Origin of the sequence: Pseudofrankia saprophytica (assembly GCF_000235425.2) — a bacterium.
Taxonomy (GTDB): Bacteria; Actinomycetota; Actinomycetes; order Frankiales; family Frankiaceae; genus Pseudofrankia; species Pseudofrankia saprophytica.
Window position 1 is genome coordinate 5590166 of record NZ_KI912266.1, and the last position, 17240, is coordinate 5607405.

The window sequence follows — 17240 nt, forward strand, 5'->3', positions numbered from 1 at the left end:
CCCGGCAGCCCGGCCGCGCACAGCTCGGCCCACAGCCCCCGGTCGTGCCCGAGCGGCTCGGCCGCCCGCGCGGCCGCCAGCCCGGGACGCCTGGCGAGCACCGCCAGGACCAGCTCCCGCGCCGCCCGGGACGCCTCGTCCATCGACAGGTCCATCCACGTCTCCCGAGGTCGGCTGCCATTCGACCGGGACGGCTGGGCCTTCTGGCCAGACACCGCCCGTCGATATGTATATATTATTCGGGTCGGCGTCCCGGCTACCGAGACCGACCCAGCGGCCCGCGCACTGGCCCCCGGCGCGGGGACCATCCGGACCGCACGCCCGGCCGCAGGCCGCGGCCACGCACCGCCCTTGCCGCCACATCGACCGGGCGCTGGATAAATCTAAAGCTTTTAGCGAGGGGACGTCACGTGAAGGTTCCGTTCACCTGGAAGCCCACCGGCTGGTTCATGATCGGCTGGTCGGCCGAGTTCCCCACCGGCCAGGCGCGCCCGTTGCGGTACCTCGGCGAGGACCTCGTCGCCTACCGGGACGACGACGGCGAGCTGCACGTCCTGGCGGCGCACTGCCGGCACCTGGGCGCGCACCTCGGCCACGGCGGCAAGGTCAACGGCGACTGCATCGAGTGCCCGTTCCACGGCTGGGGCTGGGGGCCGGACGGCCGGAACCGCTACATCCCCTACCAGGACCGGCCCAACCGCGCCGCCCAGCTGCGGGTGTGGCCCGTGCGCGAGCAGTACGACTGCGTCTTCATCTGGCATGACCCGAACGGGCAGCCGCCCCGCTGGGAGATGCCCGACATCTTCACGATCTTCCCGCAGTTCGAGACCGACCCCGCCGCCTACTACCCGCCCTACCCGGCGCTGTCCCGCAAGGCCGAACGCGAGCCGGTGCACCCGCAGATCCCGGGCGAGAACGCGGCCGACAGCATGCACTTCCAGTACGTCCACCACGCCACCGTCACCCCCGTCCTGCTCAACTGGGAGCACGACGACAGCGGATGGCTGTTCGAGACCGGCTGGCCCGACAGGCGCAAGAGCGACCCGGACGCGATGGCGCTGCGCATCCACAGCTACCTGTTCGGACTCGGCGGCGCGATCAGCGCCTTCGCCGGCGCGGACAACTACCGCCTGATCTTCGCGACCACGCCGGTCGAGGACGGCTGCTCGGACATGTTCTACTCGATCTGGTGGCCGCGCCTGGCCGGCGACGAGTCCGACACCCCGCCGCCCGACGTCCTCGAACGCCTGGAGAAGGAGTTCCTCTCCACCCTCGACGACGACCTCGAGATCTGGCGCTACCAGGCCTACATCGAACATCCGACGATGGCCATCCAGGACGCCAAGCCCTACATGGCCTACCGCCGCTGGGCCACCCAGTTCTACGAGATCCCGCCCGGCGAGTAACCACCGTGGACGCCAGGCGTCGCGGGGGCGCGCGGGACGAGGGTGAGGGACGGGATCGCGCTGCTCGCTCCGCAGTGCAGCGCGGCGATGGTGACCTCGACGAGGTGGTCGACGTCGATGAAGTGCCCGGTGAAGTAGCCGAGCCGCTGCCACTCGGTGACCGCCCGGCTGATGTGCTCGGGGTCGTTGCCGACCAGCGAGCCGGTCGCGGAATCGCCCTCGCCGCCCAGGCAGTCCCCGATCGTGAGGCGGGTGAAGCCGATGGAGGGGTGCTCGACGCGCCAGGCCTCGACGAGCTTGTCGAGCGCCGCCTTGCTCGCCGCGTAGCCGCCGACGAACGGCCAGGGCGGGCCCCCCGACGCGCTGATCGACGACAGGTAGACGGCGGAACCGCCCGCGTCGGCCAGATGCGGCAGCGCGGCCGCCGTCACCAGCGCCGCGCCGGTGACGTTGGTCGCGAACAGCTTCCCCCAGGCGGCCGCGTCCATCTGCTCGAGCGGCATGATCGTGATGACGCCGGTGGAGTACACGAGGGCGTCGATGCCGCCGAGCGCCGCGGCCGCCTCGGCGACCGCGTCCCGGCACGACGTCTCGTCGGTGACGTCGCAGGCGATCGCGACCGCCCCGTCGCCGGCTTCCCGCGCCGCAGCCTCGAGACGGTCGCGCCGGCGGGCCAGCATGGCCACCTGCTTTCCCTGCCTCGCGAGGCCGAGCGCGATGCAGCGCCCCAGGCCGCTAGAGGCCCCGACCACGACGACGCGCTTCACGCGACGGCCTTGACGATGACCTTGACGATGGCCTTCGCCGGCCGCGTCATCGCGAGCCACCGCCCCTCGTCGATAAGACGGCCACCGGCCCGGCAGGTTCGGCCCGTTCTCCACGCCAGCCACAGAAGGTCATCGCCATGCCTCCAACCAGGAGTTATCGGGCCGTACCCGGCCCCATCTGCTGTTCTACCGCATCCGACCAGAGACATCTATATGTATCGACGGTCGGTGACGTCGGAGCCCAGCGCGCCCTCCCGGGATGGCCGCTAGCGCGCCGCGAGCATGGCGCGAGCGCTATAAATCTAGATATATTGCAGGCCGAGGGCAGAGTCCGCGGGTGGCCCGCGGGACGTCGGCGGCGGAGGTGTTTCGGATCATGACGAGTGTTGTCGACTCCGCGGCGGCGGGACGGCCGGATCTCGGTTTCCCGGTGTTCGACGCGGACAACCACCTGTACGAGACCGAGGACGCGCTGACGCGGCACCTGCCGGCGGCGCACCGGGACCTGTTCCGGTTCGTGGAGCTGAGCGGGCGCAAGAAACTGGTCGTGCGCAGCCTGCTGACCGAGTACATCCCGAACCCGACGTTCGAGGTGGTGGCGCGGCCGGGCGCGCACATGGCGTTCTACGCCAGCGACAACCCGGAGGGCAAGTCGCTGCGGGAGCTCACCGGCAAGCCGATGCGTTCCATCCCGGCGTTCCGCGAGCCGGCGGCGCGCCTGGAGCTGATGGATGAGCAGGGCATTCACGCCTGCCTGATGTTTCCGACGCTGGCCAGCCTCATCGAGGAGCGGCTGCGCGACGACCCGGACCTCACCGACGTCGCCATCCACGCGTTCAACGAGTGGCTGTACGACGAGTGGAAGTACGACTACGCCGGCCGGATCTTCACCGCCCCGGTGATCACCCCGACGACCGCCCAGGTGGGCATCCGCGAGCTGGAGACCGTCCTGGGCCGCGGGGCACGCGTCGTGCTCATGCGCCCGGCCCCGGTGACCGGATCACGGGGCCCGCGGTCGCCGTTCCTGGCGGAGTTCGACCCGTTCTGGGCCCGCGTCCAGGAGGCCGGCGTGGTCGTCGCGCTGCACGCCTCCGACAGCGGCTACCAGGACTACCTGAACACCTGGGAGGGCCGCGGCGGCGAGTTCGTCGCCTTCAAGCCCAAGACGTTCGCCTACGTCGCCGACGGCGGGCGCTCCATCCAGGACACCCTCGCCTCGGCGATCTGCCACGGCATGCTCGACCGGTTTCCCGACGTGCGCCTGATCAGCGTCGAGAACGGCGGCAGTTGGGTCGACGTACTGACGAGGAACCTCGCACTGACCTACAAGAAGATGCCGAAGGAGTTCCCGACCCACCCGCTGGAGCTGCTGCGCCGCAACGTGTGGATCAACCCGTTCTGGGAGGACTCCCTCGACGGCCTGATCGACCTGATGGGCAGCGACCGGGTCTGTTTCGGCTCCGACTTCCCGCACGCGGAGGGCCTCGCCGAGCCGCTGTCCTTCGCCACCCGGATCGCCGGCCGCCCGGCCGCCGACATCGAACGGATCATGTCGACGAACCTGGCCGAACTACTCGGCGTCCCACGCCCCACCCCGGCGGCCAGCCACGGCTGACCTCCGGTGCCCGGTCATCCGGCGGCACGCAGCAGCTCCTTGAGCGCGGGCATGTCGATCTTCCCGCTGGACATCGTCGGCACCTCGTCGTCGGCGAGCAGAACGACCCGGCGCGGAACCTTGTAGGCGGACAGGCGCTCGGCGAGCCCCCGGCGCAGCTCGTCGGCGTCGACGTGCCGTCCGGGCGGCACCCGGACCGCGGCCGCGACGATCTGCCCCCGCGCGGCGTCCTCGAGGCCGACGACGTGCGCCGTCAGCCCGGCGACCTCCCGGATCGCGGCCTCGACCTCGCTCGGCGACACGTTCGCGCCCCCGGTCTTGATCAGATCACCGCGCCGGCCCTGGAAGTAGAAGAAGCCGTCCGCGTCGACGGCGAAGAGGTCGCCGGAGTGGTACCAGCCGTCCGCGTCGAACACCTCGTGACGCTCACGCCCGTAGTAGCCCTCCATCAGGAACGGACCCCGCAGCCACAGCTCCCCCACCAGGCTCGGCCCCAGAACGGTCCCGTCCTCACCGACCACCCGCGCCTCCAGGCCCGGCGCCGGGCGGCCGAACGAGCCGCGCCGGTGCTCGGGCTGGTCGCCCTCGTCCTCGCTGACCAGGCACACGCTGCCCGCCTCGGTCATCCCGAGCATCTGGTGGCGCAGCCCGGGGTCGGCGGGCCGGACCTCCGCCGGCATGATCGAGTACAGGTTGCCGCGCCGGATCGACGACAGGTCGCGCCCGGGGAACGTCGGGTCGGCGGGCAGGCCCGCCACTGACTGGGCGTAGCCGTTGACCATCGTCGGGCGCTCGCGTTCGAGCACGTCGAGCACACCGGCCGCCGCCTGCGCGTTCGAGCACACGAGCCGGCCGCCGGCCACCAGCGTCCCGAGCAGCGCGTAGGCGAAGCCGCCGACCCAGAAGAACGGCGAGTTGGAGAACAGCACCTCGTCCGGGGTGTAGCGGCGGATCTCGTTCAGGTTCGCCTGGTGCCGGATCAGCGCCCCGTGTGTGTGGATCACACCCTTCGGAGCGCTGGTCGACCCCGACGTGTGCACGATCACGAGACGGTCGCTCGGGTGGACGGACTCCTCGGCCGCCGCGAGCAGCTCGTCACCCACCTCGGCACCTCGCCGCTCGAGCGCCGCGACGGACCAGGCCGCCCCGACGCCGCCGTCGGGGGCCTCGGGGGTCTCGGGGGCCTCAGGCTCGGGCCGGCCGGTACCGCCCGCGGCGAAGAAGACGTGCCGCAGTCTCGGCACGGACCCCACCAGCAGCGGCGGCCCGGCGCCCAGGCCGGGCTCGCCGAGGGCCGACCGCAGCGTGGCCGCGTAGTCGTGGGAGCGAAACGAGCGCGCCGCGAGCAGGATCCCGACGTCCGCGCCCCGCAGCAGCGTGCGCAGCTCCGCGCTCGTCGAGAACGTGCTCAGCGGAACGGTCACGGCGCCGATCCGCGCGGCGGCCAGCCACGCCACGACGAACTCGCCGCCGTTCGGATGCAGCAGCCCGATGTGCGTCCCGTTGCCCGCCCCCAGCGCCAGCAGGCCGCGGGCGAGCGCGCGTGACCGCCGGTCGGCGTCCGCGTACGTCAGTGCCTCGTCGTCGCAGGAGAGCAGCACCCGCTCGCCGTGCTGGGAGCACCGCTCCCGCAGCAGCGCCGGGACGGTCAGCGGCAGGTCGTCACCAGCCTCGATCGTCGTGGCGATCATGACATCGACCTCCGCATTGCCGCGACGCCAGCCAGTAGGCCCCAATAACATCTAGATATATACGACGCGGCGGTGGTGGGGCATCCTTTGCCCACGTCGTCGACCGCCCACGCCGTCGACGAGGGCGAGTCAGTGACGGACGACCCTCTATCCGGCCTTCCTGAACGAGTGGATGGCGGCGACGGTGTCGCGGGCTGTGGTGGAGTGCTGGAAGCGTGCGTCAGCCAGCGCATGTGCGACCCGGGCAACGCTGGCTTGGATCTGATGTACGCGGCGTGTGGGCGGAACATCGAGGATCGGCGCGACGGCACTCGCCGCTGCGTCCAGGGAGTCGAGGCGTACGCACGCAAGTGCCAGGTCGGCGTGCGCGATTGCTTCGGAGTTGTACGAGCGCTCGTGGGGTGCGGCTGTCTGGAACGCGTGGATGGCTTGGCGGGCCGCGCGTTCGGCGTCGGGAGCGCTGGGGAGCCATGCTGCCGTTCCGGCGACGATGCCGAGCTGTTCGGGTAGCGGGAGAGCGAGGATTCCGCCGATGTCGTCAAGGTCGTCCAGGGTCACGCTGTCGCGGAGATCGGCGGCCCTGGTGATGGCGTCGGTCGCGAGGTCAGCTCGTCCGGCAGCGGCCCAGGCACGTGCCTCTTGGACGGCTGGTAGGACTGACAGGGAGCCTCGGACAGAACGCGCTTCGTCGGTCGCCATCCGGGCGAGGCGGGCCGACTCGGTGTGGTGCCCTGTCCAGTAGGCGGTAGCGGCCTGCTCAGTGCGGGCAAAGATGCGTAGTCCGCTGTGGCCGGATCTTTCGGCGCAGAGGAGCGCGCTGCGCTGGTAGGACAACGCGGTGTCGGGCTGGCCTCGGTCGCGGGCGGTGTGGGCGAGCATCGCGCAGACGATGCCTGCGAGGAAATAGAGGTCCCGGCTCTTGGTTGGAGTGGTGGCGCCGTCGAGGAGCCGGAACGCTGCCTTACGGGCGATGACCAGATCATCCACCAGGAAGGTGAGCTGATCACCGTAGGCATGAGCGAGACGGCGCACGCCCGACCACAGGAGATCGATGACTTCGGAGGGCGCAGCATCGTCAGCACGCGACAGAGCGTGAAGCGCGTTGTCTGCGTCGTCGGGCATCGAAACTGTAGACGGTGAGAGGTCGGTGGACGGGTGCTGCCCGGATACCAGTGCGGAAAGTGCGGGCAGGGCAACGAACTCGCGTCGGTCCGTCGTCTTCTCCTCATGCAAAGCGTCGCTGACCGGGTCGATAGGGACGAACGCGCGCCTGTCCGTTGACCCGGCCTCCTCCTGCTCGTCCGAGGTCTGGGTAGAGGCTGCCAGATTGATCCCAAGCCTACGCGCGTGCCTCTCGCGATCCGCCCGCCCGCGCAACGCGATGAGGCGGTGATCCGCGCTGAGGGCATCGTCCAGCGCTCGGGCGAGGCCTTCGGATGGCACCTCCTGGCCGTTGGCGGCGCGGGAAATCTGCTGACGACTGTAGGTGATGCGGCGGCTGAGGCCGGTGTAACTCGTGGCGTGGTCGGCGACGAGCTGTTGCATGAGCGCGGAGAACTCGGCGAGTGCCCCGTCAGGCGGCGGGTGAGAGGCCACGTATCGTCCCCGGCCTTCTGATGTCTGGGCGGCGCACGCACTGGCCGGTGCGTGCGGGCCGCACTTGGGAGTTGCGCTCTGTGTCCGCGAGCTGTGCGGATTGTGTCATGGCTGTGGCGATTCGCGACAGGGCGACTCACCATCGACACTCCGCACAGCTGAGTCCTCACATGCGAGGTTCGCGGGCTGGCGGCGCCAGAGACAGGAGGGACCGCCATGACGGACAGTCCGAGCCAGCGTCAGATCACAGTGGAGACGCGGGAGCCGTTCACACCGACGTGGAATCGGATTCCGGGAATCGAGGTGGACGGAACGCGAGTGACCATCGACTCGGATGCCTACTTCTACCGCCGCAGCAAGAACCCGGTGTGGCTGCTCGTGGACTGGGACGTGGTGATCGCTCGTCTGCTGGGCTCGGCGGAGTCGGCGACGCAGGCTGTGGAACAGCAGGCGCTCGGGCTGGTGCTGGGGTACGGGCGGCGGACGTCGGACCCGGCGGAGGTACTGCGAACCGCGGAGCAGGTATACGGCTACCTGTTCGACCGTGAGCGGCTGTCTGACCCGGATCTGTCGGAGGTGACGGAGGCGGACCTTCGGATTCTGCGGGAGTCGGCGACGCTGGCGGCGCTGAACCGGGTGGAGCTGTCGGGGGAGATCACGGACATCGGGCCGTGCTGGTTCTTCCCTGCAACGGCGCGCGTCGTCTTCGACCTGGATGAGGCGGAGGGCGAGCGGATCGACGACCTGTACCACGGCGGGTTCTTCAACGAGTACCGGCGCCGTGATGCGGTCCGGGCGCATGCGGCGCTCGGGGGCAGGCTGGTGCATGCCTGCCAGTCGTCGCCGAACATGTCCGGCGGTGCGGTGCTGCCGTACGGCGCGGACCTGGAGCGGTTCCGGTCGGATCTTGCGGCGTTCAAGGCGGAGTGGATCGGTTCGATTCTGGCGCTGCCGGCGGGCGCGGCGGACTGACGGTCTCTGGGTCCGACCGGCGATGGTGGCGCACGGGTCGCATCGCCGGTCGGACTGGCGTGACGGGTACAGAGGACGGAAGGACGGACCGGTCTATGGACGAGTCGGGGTCGCTGCTGGCTGCGGTGCTGGCGGAGTTCGGCGCGGAGGGTCGGACGGTTCGGTCGCCCATCCGGGTGTGGGTGTTGTCCGGGGTGGAGCGGGTGAGCCTGCCGGGCGGCGGTCATACGATCTTCAAGTACGCGCGGGAGCCCTTCGCGGGTGAGTCCGACGTACTGGACTACCTCAACGCCCTAGGCATGCCGGTGCCGTACCTGTTGGCGAGCGTTCGCCGGGATGGCGAACTCGGGATGCTGATGGAAGATCTCGGCGACTCGGTCAGGGCCGCCACCGATGCCGATGGAGCCGCAGCAGCCGTGGTGACCCATGCGGCGCCTGCGCCGAGCTGGCTACCGGTGCTGGATGGCGCTGCGCTCGCCGCGCTGCCAGACCGCGCTCTGGAGAGCCTGACCGCGCTGCGATCACGGGACCGGTGGGTCGACACGACGGATCTCGACGTAATTCTCGGCGAACTGGGCGCGGTCGCGCAGGAGCGGGCGCGGGGGGCGGAGGTTCCGCCGTTCGGGCTGTGTCACTCGGAGTTTCATCCGACCAGCCTGCACATCGGGCCGGACGGCTGGCGGCTGCTGGACTGGGCGCGGGCGTTCATCGGTCCGGGTCTGCTGGATCTCGTGTCCTGGCAGGGGACGACCGGCCCGGCGGACCTCGACGCGCTGCGCACGTTCATGGACGACTACGTACGCGCCGGAGGAGCGGCCGAGGCGGCGATGCCGCGCGGCGGGTTGCCGGCCGAGGCGTGGGCGATGGGCTGGCACCGCCTGTGGATCATCGCCTGGTATCTCGAACAGGCAACAACATGGATCAACGACCCTTCACAGGACGACTTCGTGGCCGGGGTGATCCGGCGGCATCTGGCGGAGGCAGCGACCTGTTTCGGGCTGCGGATGCCCTCGCGGTCAACGTAGCGGCCTGGGAAACCCACGCCCGGGTCCGGATCGGGACGCGCGGACTCGGCGACAGACCCTCCAAGCACGCATTCCGCTGGACCCGGGACAGCACCACGGACCCGGGCGCAAGCCTTCTGGGTGACGTCCAGGGTCGTCGGGTCCTCGAACTCGGCTGCGGCACCGGTGACAACCTGGCGTACCTCGTCGAACGTGGCGCAGGTGGCGTCGGTATCGACCTGGCCGCAGGCCAGATCCGGCGGGCACGGGCACGCTGGCCGAAACCAGCCTTCCACTGCGTGGATGCGGCACGATATCTGTCCGGCTGCGCAGGGTTCGACGTCTGCTATTCGTGCTTCGGCGCTTTCAGCTTCTACCCGGCGGAATCTCTGCTGGACCTGGTGGGCGCGAAGCTCGCGCCGGGCGGGCTGCTGGCGGTCTCGGGAACCGTCGGCGACGGGACGGGGCCGCGCCGGGAAACCTTGGCGCTCGACGGCGGTATCACCGTGCCCGTGATCCGCTATGAGCACACGGCGCGGGAATGGCGATGCCTGCTGGCGGCTGCCGAGTTCCACAAGATCGACGTCACGATCGTCGATGAACCGCGCGGACCGGACACAGTCATTGCGACGGCCCGGCGCCTCGACCCATAGAGCCGAGAAAACTCCGACTCTCGTGCCGGTATCGGCACGGGCCGGCGGTAGGCATCCGGCGCTGGCAATACTTAAAATGCTACTCTGCGCGACCTATGCGCCATGAGTTGCCCCGGTTCCAGCTGGCCAGTTCGCAGAGAGGGCTGGACCCGACGGACACTCCGGCTGGACTTCGCCATATTTGGCACTGCGGTAGCGGTCCCAACGCTTCGCTGCATCGACGACATCAACGGTCCACGCGTCTGGGTGGTCGGCGGCGATTTCCGACCATAGCCGATGGTTTGCCCTGACGAATGTCGTGATCGCGCACGCGGGCGCCCTCGCCCAGGATGGCGTGTGCGCGGCGTAATTTTCGGCTTGATCAGGGGTGTGGCCGGCGGCGATGAGCCAGAGCGCCCAGAGGGCGGGGTCGATCCAGCCTGCGCCGCGCGTGGGCCATGCCCAATCGACGAAATAGGCGCGGTCGGCGATGAGGATGTTGTCGGGGTTGAAGTCGGTGTGCAGGAGGTGGTTGCCGGCGAAGTGGTCGAGGTCGGCGGGATCGTCCACGTAGTTGCGCCAGCGGTGTTCGGCGCGTTTGAGCGGCAGGCCAGGTGCGGGGATGGCCTGGAGCAGCCGCAGGCATTCCAGGACGATCGGGAGATCGGGGGAACCGGGAGCGTAGTCGGCCAGCCTGCCGGTGACGCACTCGAAGCCGAGCAGATCCCATCCGGCGGCGCTCAGCGTCCACAACAGGCGAGGTGCGACGGCGTGCACGTATGGGTTGATCGTCGCCTCAATCCGCTGGGTCCGCGCACGCGCGTGGTCGGTGCGCAACCCTTTGATGAAGACGCGGCTGCCTCTCTCGGCGTGAACGACGATCGCGAGCTGGGAGTTGAAGCCTGGGCCGACGGGTGTGACGTGCTGGACCGGGCCGCACTGGGCGGCGATCGCGTCCTTGAGCGCCTCGTCGAGGTTCGGCCATGCGACACGTTCGATCACCACGGCGTGACCCTACTGTCGAGTGCTCCGGAGGGGTGCCGGCGACACTGGCGGCACCCCTCCGGCTACGCCACGGCCAGGTGGTCCATGCGTCGAGCACGCCTCCAGCGGCGACCACCGCCGTTACAGTGGTCACGGTAAGGCTCGACGTCGAGTGGCAGGCACCGGAACGACCACGGATCGGCGAGCGCCTCGGCGGTGCCGCGGGCAGGCCGGTCATCTGCCGAGCGTAGGCGGAGGCCATGCGGTGAACAGAGCGACGACCATTGCGTCGGTACGCGGGGCCCTTCCGCCACACCGATATCCGCAGGCACGGCTCACCGAGTTGTTCGCCCAGCTCTGCCTGCCCGACTCGGCATCGCGCGCCGTGCTGAGCCGGCTGCACAGCAGCGCCCGGGTCGCCACCCGCCATCTGGCCCTGCCGATCGAGCGGTACGCCGAACTGGACGGGTTCACCGCGGCCAACGACGCGTTCCTGTCGGTGGCGGTGGACCTCGGTTGCGAGGCCGTGCTCGGCGCGCTCGCCGACGCCGGCCTCGAACCAGCCGACGTGGACCTGGTGATGTCGACGACCGTCACCGGGATCGCGGTGCCTTCCCTCGACGCGCACGTCGCCGCCAGGATCGGGCTGCGGCCCGACGTCAAGCGGATGCCGATGTTCGGTCTGGGGTGCCTGGCGGGCGCCGCGGGAGTGGCGCGGCTGCATGACTTCCTGCGCGGCTGGCCCACCTCCGTCGCGGTGCTGGTGTCGGTCGAGCTGTGCTCGCTGACCGTGCAGCGCCAGGACCCGACCATGGCCAACATGATCGCGTCAGGGCTGTTCGGCGACGGCGCCGCCGCGGTGGTGGCCCTCGGCGCGGACCATCCACGCGCGTCCGGCGGTCCACGGGTGGTCGACACGGTCAGCCACCTGTACCCGGACTCCGATCGCGCCATGGGCTGGGACATCGGCAGCACCGGCCTGAAGATCGTCCTCGGCGCGGAGGTGCCAGACCTGGTCCAGACGTACCTGGCCGATGACGTCAAGCAGCTCCTGTCGCGGCACGGGCTCGTGGTCGGCGACATCGCGCGCTGGATCTGTCACCCCGGCGGCCCGAAGGTCATCGAGGCCATCCAGCTGGTGCTGGGCCTCGACGAGGACGACCTGGCGATGACGTGGCGTTCGCTGAACCGGATCGGCAACCTGTCCTCGGCCTCGGTGCTGCACGTGTTCGCGGACACCCTCGACGAACGGCCGGCCAGTCCCGGCGACTGGGGCGTGCTGATGGCGATGGGCCCCGGGTTCTGCGCCGAGCTGGTGCTGCTGCGGTGGTGAGCGAGGTCTGGTACACGGTCCTGGTCGGGCTCGTCGCGCTCGAGCGGGTGGCGGAGCTCATCGTCGCCAAGCGCAATCTGGCGTGGAGCCTGTCGCGCGGCGGCCGCGAGACCGGGTTCTCGCACTACCCGTTCATGGTCGTGCTCCACACCGGCCTGTTGGCCGGCTGCCTGGTGGAGGTGTGGCTGCGCGGGGGTGACTTCCTGCCCGCGCTCGGCTGGCCGATGCTGGCGCTGGTGCTCGCCGCGCAGGCACTGCGGTGGTGGTGCATTCACACGCTCGGGCATCAGTGGAACACCCGCATCGTGGTCGTGCCGGGACTGCCCCGGGTCACCCAGGGCCCGTACCGGCTGTTCGCCCACCCGAACTACGTCGCGGTCGTCGTCGAGGGATTCGCCCTGCCCCTGGTGCACAGCGCGTGGATCACCGCCGCGGTCTTCACGGTGCTCAACGCCTGGCTGCTGACCATCCGGATCCGGGCCGAGGACGACGCGCTGCGGTCGGCCCATGCATGACGTCGTGGTCGCCGGCGGCGGACCGGCGGGGCTCGCGGTGGCGTTGGGCTGCGCGCGGGCGGGCCTGGACGTCGTGGTGTGCGAGAGGCGCCGCGGGGTCATCGACAAGGCGTGCGGGGAGGGGCTGATGCCTGGCGCGGTGCGCGCACTCGCCGCGCTCGGCGTCGACCCCCCGGGGCATGTGATCGGCGGCATCACCTACCGACAGGGCTCCACGGTCGCCCACGCCGCGTTCCGCGGCGGGTTGGGCCGCGGGGTCCGGCGCACCGCCCTGCACGACGCGCTGCGCGCCGCCGTCGACCAGCACGGCATCCCGGTGCTGCCGACTCCCGTCACCGAGATCGACCAGCGCACCGACCACGTACGGGCCGGTGCGCTGCGCGCCCGGTACCTCGTCGCCGCCGACGGCCTGCACTCCCCCATCCGCACCATGGTGGGGCTGACCGCGAACGGCCGGACGGGGACACCGCGGTGGGGGCTGCGCCGCCACTTCGCCATGCGGCCGTTCAGCGACTCGGTCGAGGTGACCTGGGCCCGGCATTCGGAGGCCTACGTCACCCCCGTCTCGACGGACACCATCGGCGTCGCGGTGCTCTCCTCGGTCCGGGGCGGCTTCGCCGACCAGCTCACCGCCTTCCCGGAACTGTCCGCCCGGTTGGCCGACGCGCGACCCGTCTCCGACGTCCGGGGCGCCGGGCCGTTGCGGCAGCGGGCCTCCGGCCGGGTAGCGGGCCGAGTGCTGCTGGTCGGCGACGCCGCCGGCTACATCGACGCGCTGACCGGCGAGGGCCTGGCGCTGGCGCTGGCCGCGGCGGCCGAACTCGTGCGATGCCTGCGCGCCGACCGGCCCGGCGACTACGAACGCGCGTGGGCCGCCACGTCGCGGCGGTCGAGGTGGCTGACCTCGGGTCTGCTGTGGACCCGAAGCCGCCCGGCACTGGCGCGGTGCATAGTGCCGGCCGCCGCGCGCGCCCCGAGACTGTTCACCTTCGCCGTGGACCAGCTCGCCCGCTGACGTCACACCAGGGGAATGGGCAGGGCGCGCTGGCCTGCGGCTACGCTGAGGACCGGCTCCGAGCTGCCACCGGGGGGCGGCGCCGGCTGGCTTTCCCAGCCGTGGCGCTGGACCTCGAGGGCGCACCCCCGGTGTCCGGCGTACCCGCTCGTGTTTCCCGGGAGTACATCGCACATGGCGTTTTCCTCGCCCGACGATCGCGCATCCGGGAACCTCGGGTCAGATCCGCGCCGCGGGTCCGACCCGCCAACGACACCCATCGTGCGTCGGACCGCCGCGACCGCAGCGACCGGCCGGCAGCTGGCGCCCTCCGCGTCGGACACGATCCTGGCCACCCGCGCCGAGGTGACGGAGGCGGTGGCGACCGACCCCGCGACGGGCGACCACTCCGGCCCGGCGACCGACCCGGCCAGCGGGGGGCGCCGCCCGGGTGGCGCCGGTGGATGGCGCGGTCTCGGAGCCCGACTCGCCGGGCTGCTCGACAGCCGTCCCCGCAAGATCGGGGCGGCGGTCGCCGTGCTGCTGGTCGTCGTGCTCCTGGCCGTGGTGCTCGTCAGTGGCGGCGGGAACGACGACCCTGCTGTCACCACCGCCGGCTCGGTGCCCGGCGCGTCGACGCAGCCCGGCGCGACCACGATCCCGAAGCCGACCGGCAAGTGGACCCTGGTGGTGGGCGACCGGCCCCTGGACGGCATGGCCGTGGCCGCCGGCGTCGAGGTGTCCCTCGTTGCCGGCACGGCCTCGTTGGACGGGATCGACCGGGTGCGGTTCTCGCTCGACGGCGACACCGTGCAGAGCGACCGGGACGCGCCGTTCACCGTGCGCCTGGACCAGCTCTCGGATGGTGATCATGTGCTGTCCGCCCGGGTGCGGTTGGACGACGACGCGGCCTCCGCGAGCGCCGAGCCCACCGGTGGCGCGGGCGGCGCGGGCGGCTCCGACAGCTCCAGCGGCTCTGGCGACCCCGACGTGATCGAGGCGAACTTCAGGGTCGGCGCGGGCAGCGGCGGGACGGTTCCCAGCCGGGCACCGACCGTCGCGGCCCCGCCGGCCGCGGTGGCCTCGGTCCCACCCGCGCCAAAACCGCTTCGCACCGTCAACGTGTCCACCAGCGGCGAGCTGACCGCCGCGCTGGCGGCCGCCAAGCCCGGCGACCTGATCCAGCTCGCCGACGGCGTCTACAAGGGAAACTTCGTCGGCGACCGGCCCGGCTCCGCCGCGGCCCCGGTCACGGTGCGCGGCTCGCGGGGCGCGGTCCTCGACGGCGGAAACGTCAAGAACGGCTACGTGTTCCACCTGGACGGCGCGAACTACTGGCGGCTCGAAGGGTTCTCCATCCGCAACGGGCAAAAGGGTCTGATGGTCGACCAGACCAACCACGCCGTGATTCATCAGCTGGCGGTCTCACAGATCGGCAACGAGGCAGTTCACCTACGTAACTTCTCCAGTGACAACCTCGTGGCGGGAGTCACCGTCAACGGCACCGGACGCGCCAACGAGGGCTTCGGCGAAGCGATCTACGTCGGCACCGCCGAATCGAACTGGAAGCAGATCACCGGCGGCCGTCCCGACAACTCCGACCGCAACCAGGTCATCGGCAACACCCTGAGCGGCTTCACCGCCGAGGGCGTCGACATCAAGGAAGGGACCACGGGCGGCGTCGTCGCCGGTAACAGCTTCGACGGGTCGGCGATCACCGGGGCCAACTACGCGGACTCGTGGATCGATCTGAAGGGCAACGGCTGGCGGATCGAGAAGAACTCCGGCGTGAACAGCCCGCTGGACGGAATCCAGACGCACGTCGTGGTCGACGGCTGGGGAACCGGAAACCTGATCACCGGCAACACCCTGGACGTTCGCGGGCCCGGTTACGGCGTCAACATCAACAAGCCCAACGACACCCACAACACTGTCTCGTGTTCCAACGTCGTCACGAACGCCAGCAGCGGTCCGTACAACGTGGCCTGCACCTGACCTAGCGGAAACGGACCTGTCGCGCGGGTCGACCACGGCCGCTCACGCCGCCCCGCGGGGCCGCCCTACAAGGCGGCGTTGCCCTCGACGGCGGCGAGTGCGTCGCGGGCGCCCTGGGTCGGCGCGACGTTGACGAGCGCCCGGTAGAGCCGGAGCAGGGCCTCCCGGTCGGTCGCGCCGGTACGTCGGCGGTCGGCGTGTACAGACTGGATCGCGGCCTCGATCTGGAACCGACCGACGGGTGACCCGAGCGCGTGGGCACGGCGCAGGTACGCCTCGCCCTCGCGGATGAGGGCCGGGTCCCAGCGCTCGGGATCCTGCTGCGCGAAGGGCACGAACACGCCGCCCGACCAGCGCGCGGGGGCCCTGGACGACGAGAGCGCGATGAGCGCCGCGAGCCCCCACGCCTCGGGCTCAGCCTTGAGCAGCGCCGCGACGGTGACGGCGAGGTAGAGCGACTCCGCCGCGAGCGACTCGTGCGGCGAGACCCGGGCGTCGGGAGAGCCGAGCGACTCCCAGTCGATCGTGTAGGCGCCGTAGATCGCCTCGAGGACGAAGCCGAGCCGTTCGGGCAGGTCCGCGCGGGTCGGCACGGCGAACGGTATGCCGGCGGCCCGGATGCGGCGCTTCGCCCGGACCAGGCGCTGCGCCATCGTCGCCGACGGCACCCGGAACGCGGCGGCGATGCTGGCCGCGTCGAAGCCGAGCACGGTGTGCAGCATGAGCGGGGTCCGCACATCCGGCGCGATCGCGGGGTGGGCGCAGGCGAACAGGAGCTCCAGTCGCTTGTCGGGAATCGCGTCCGGATCGACGGCGGCGAACGGGTCGGCCGCGACGGGCGCGACGGCCGCGCCGCTGTCGGCGTCGTCGGCCGAGGGAAGGGGCGTCGACATGCGGTGGGCGGCCGACTTCAACACGTCGCGCTGACGGTTGCGGGCCACGGTGAGCAGCCACCCTCCGGGGTTGTCGGGGATGCCGGAGGCCGGCCAGGTGCGTAGTGCCTGCTCGAAGGCGTCGGCGAGGGCGTCCTCGGCGAGCGCGATGTCACGTGTCGGCGCCGCGAGCAGGGCGAGCAGCCGACCGTACGAGGCGCGCGCCGCGCCCTCGGCGGCGGCGCGCACCTCGTCGGGGATGCTGCCGGGCAGGTCGGTCACCGCATCGACGTCCACGCGCCGTCCTGCCAGTGGGTCATGCCCGGCCGTACCTCGACAGGCCCCCATGCGACCGAGGGCGCCCGCTTCGCCCACTCCAGGGCCGCGTCCAGGTCGGCGACGTCGATCACGAACGTGCCGGCGAGCTGTTCCTTGGTGTCGGCGAACGGGCCGTCCTGAATGCGGAGCTCACCGTCGACGCTGCGCACTGTCGTGGTCGCCGACGAGTCACCGAGCACCTCGGCGGAGATCAGAAAGCCCGCCGCGTCGAGGTCGGCGGCGTACTTCTGGAAGGCGGCCTGACCGTCCTGAACAGCGGCCTCGTCGAGCTCGCCCGTCGCCATCATCTCCGGGTAGTGCAGCAAAATCGTGTAGCGCATGAGACGTCCTCTCGGATCGGTTCGACGCTGACACTGCAGTGACGAGTGAGGCAGGACCAAATCGACAGGTCACGAACGGAAGATGACCCGGTCGCCTACGCCCGGCGCTGAGCCTGACCTTCTGCGACGGACACCTGGGGTGTGGGGTCGGTGCCACTCTTGTCGGGATCCTTACTCACGGTCGGATTCCCGTGCCTGCCAGGTT

General features: G+C 70.8%; 15 protein-coding genes. 9 read left to right on the top strand and 6 right to left on the bottom strand.

Annotation, left to right across the window (positions count from 1 at the left end):
• The first annotated feature begins 410 nt into the window (after positions 1 to 410).
• Positions 411 to 1406: an aromatic ring-hydroxylating oxygenase subunit alpha gene (locus FRCN3DRAFT_RS0223610; protein ID WP_007513189.1), complete on the top strand. Its 996-nt coding sequence runs from the start codon at positions 411 to 413 to the stop codon at positions 1404 to 1406.
• Here FRCN3DRAFT_RS0223610 and FRCN3DRAFT_RS0223615 read toward each other — a convergent pair.
• A complete protein-coding gene (locus FRCN3DRAFT_RS0223615; protein ID WP_007513191.1) occupies positions 1382 to 2173 on the bottom strand; it encodes an SDR family oxidoreductase in 792 nt (263 codons plus the stop codon). The genes FRCN3DRAFT_RS0223610 and FRCN3DRAFT_RS0223615 overlap by 25 nt on opposite strands.
• 376 nt (positions 2174 to 2549) lie before the next feature.
• Here FRCN3DRAFT_RS0223615 and FRCN3DRAFT_RS0223620 point away from each other — a divergent pair, with 376 nt between their 5' ends.
• Positions 2550 to 3788, top strand: a complete 1239-nt coding sequence (locus FRCN3DRAFT_RS0223620; protein WP_007513193.1) for an amidohydrolase family protein — start codon at positions 2550 to 2552, stop codon at positions 3786 to 3788.
• 14 nt (positions 3789 to 3802) lie between these two features.
• Here the strand turns inward: FRCN3DRAFT_RS0223620 and FRCN3DRAFT_RS0223625 are convergent, their stop codons facing one another.
• Both FRCN3DRAFT_RS0223625 and FRCN3DRAFT_RS0223630 read right to left on the bottom strand, forming a co-directional pair.
• Complete coding sequence (locus FRCN3DRAFT_RS0223625) at positions 3803 to 5479, bottom strand: class I adenylate-forming enzyme family protein (protein WP_007513195.1); 1677 nt, start codon at positions 5477 to 5479, stop codon at positions 3803 to 3805.
• 147 nt (positions 5480 to 5626) lie between these two features.
• Positions 5627 to 7024, bottom strand: a complete 1398-nt coding sequence (locus tag FRCN3DRAFT_RS0223630) for a hypothetical protein (protein WP_157845248.1) — start codon at positions 7022 to 7024, stop codon at positions 5627 to 5629.
• Positions 7025 to 7291: 267 nt separating this feature from the next.
• Here FRCN3DRAFT_RS0223630 and FRCN3DRAFT_RS0223635 point away from each other — a divergent pair, with 267 nt between their 5' ends.
• From FRCN3DRAFT_RS0223635 to FRCN3DRAFT_RS51745, 3 genes are all read left to right on the top strand, one after another.
• Positions 7292 to 8047, top strand: coding sequence for a hypothetical protein (locus FRCN3DRAFT_RS0223635; protein ID WP_007513199.1), 756 nt, complete (start codon positions 7292 to 7294; stop codon positions 8045 to 8047).
• 95 nt (positions 8048 to 8142) lie between these two features.
• A complete protein-coding gene (locus FRCN3DRAFT_RS45870; RefSeq protein ID WP_007513201.1) occupies positions 8143 to 9072 on the top strand; it encodes a phosphotransferase family protein in 930 nt (309 codons plus the stop codon).
• Positions 8964 to 9704, top strand: coding sequence for a class I SAM-dependent methyltransferase (locus FRCN3DRAFT_RS51745; protein WP_083401745.1), 741 nt, complete (start codon positions 8964 to 8966; stop codon positions 9702 to 9704). Before FRCN3DRAFT_RS45870 ends, FRCN3DRAFT_RS51745 begins: the two co-directional genes overlap by 109 nt.
• Before the next feature lie 93 nt (positions 9705 to 9797).
• On the opposite strand, the gene FRCN3DRAFT_RS0223650 is transcribed toward FRCN3DRAFT_RS51745, so the two are convergent.
• A complete protein-coding gene (locus FRCN3DRAFT_RS0223650; protein WP_007513205.1) occupies positions 9798 to 10688 on the bottom strand; it encodes a hypothetical protein in 891 nt (296 codons plus the stop codon).
• Positions 10689 to 10932: 244 nt separating this feature from the next.
• Between FRCN3DRAFT_RS0223650 and FRCN3DRAFT_RS0223655 the strand changes: the two genes are divergently transcribed.
• From FRCN3DRAFT_RS0223655 to FRCN3DRAFT_RS49770, 4 genes are all read left to right on the top strand, one after another.
• A complete protein-coding gene (locus FRCN3DRAFT_RS0223655; protein ID WP_007513207.1) occupies positions 10933 to 12000 on the top strand; it encodes a type III polyketide synthase in 1068 nt (355 codons plus the stop codon).
• Positions 11997 to 12515, top strand: coding sequence for an isoprenylcysteine carboxyl methyltransferase family protein (locus FRCN3DRAFT_RS0223660; protein WP_007513209.1), 519 nt, complete (start codon positions 11997 to 11999; stop codon positions 12513 to 12515). Before FRCN3DRAFT_RS0223655 ends, FRCN3DRAFT_RS0223660 begins: the two co-directional genes overlap by 4 nt.
• Positions 12508 to 13530, top strand: coding sequence for an FAD-dependent oxidoreductase (locus tag FRCN3DRAFT_RS0223665; RefSeq protein ID WP_007513210.1), 1023 nt, complete (start codon positions 12508 to 12510; stop codon positions 13528 to 13530). The genes FRCN3DRAFT_RS0223660 and FRCN3DRAFT_RS0223665 overlap by 8 nt, the downstream gene beginning before the upstream one ends.
• 261 nt (positions 13531 to 13791) lie before the next feature.
• Positions 13792 to 15504: an Ig-like domain-containing protein gene (locus tag FRCN3DRAFT_RS49770; RefSeq protein ID WP_051466353.1), complete on the top strand. Its 1713-nt coding sequence runs from the start codon at positions 13792 to 13794 to the stop codon at positions 15502 to 15504.
• Between the two features lie 65 nt (positions 15505 to 15569).
• On the opposite strand, the gene FRCN3DRAFT_RS0223675 is transcribed toward FRCN3DRAFT_RS49770, so the two are convergent.
• Positions 15570 to 16673, bottom strand: coding sequence for an RNA polymerase sigma factor (locus tag FRCN3DRAFT_RS0223675; RefSeq protein ID WP_007513214.1), 1104 nt, complete (start codon positions 16671 to 16673; stop codon positions 15570 to 15572).
• On the bottom strand, positions 16655 to 17035 hold the full coding sequence (locus FRCN3DRAFT_RS0223680; RefSeq protein WP_007513216.1) for a YciI family protein: 381 nt from the start codon (positions 17033 to 17035) through the stop codon (positions 16655 to 16657). Before FRCN3DRAFT_RS0223680 ends, FRCN3DRAFT_RS0223675 begins: the two co-directional genes overlap by 19 nt.
• Between the last annotated feature and the right edge of the window lie 205 nt (positions 17036 to 17240).

Bases quoted from the DNA above. Each gene is read 5' to 3' on its own strand.
- FRCN3DRAFT_RS0223620 (WP_007513193.1), top strand. From the start codon at position 2,550: ATGACGAGTGTTGTCGACTCCGCGGCGGCGGGACGGCCGGATCTCGGT.
- FRCN3DRAFT_RS0223625 (WP_007513195.1), bottom strand. From the start codon at position 5,479: ATGATCGCCACGACGATCGAGGCTGGTGACGACCTGCCGCTGACCGTC.
- FRCN3DRAFT_RS0223630 (WP_157845248.1), bottom strand. From the start codon at position 7,024: ATGCAACAGCTCGTCGCCGACCACGCCACGAGTTACACCGGCCTCAGC.
- FRCN3DRAFT_RS0223635 (WP_007513199.1), top strand. From the start codon at position 7,292: ATGACGGACAGTCCGAGCCAGCGTCAGATCACAGTGGAGACGCGGGAG.
- FRCN3DRAFT_RS45870 (WP_007513201.1), top strand. From the start codon at position 8,143: ATGGACGAGTCGGGGTCGCTGCTGGCTGCGGTGCTGGCGGAGTTCGGC.
- FRCN3DRAFT_RS51745 (WP_083401745.1), top strand. From the start codon at position 8,964: ATGGATCAACGACCCTTCACAGGACGACTTCGTGGCCGGGGTGATCCG.
- FRCN3DRAFT_RS0223665 (WP_007513210.1), top strand. From the start codon at position 12,508: ATGCATGACGTCGTGGTCGCCGGCGGCGGACCGGCGGGGCTCGCGGTG.
- FRCN3DRAFT_RS0223680 (WP_007513216.1), bottom strand. From the start codon at position 17,035: ATGCGCTACACGATTTTGCTGCACTACCCGGAGATGATGGCGACGGGC.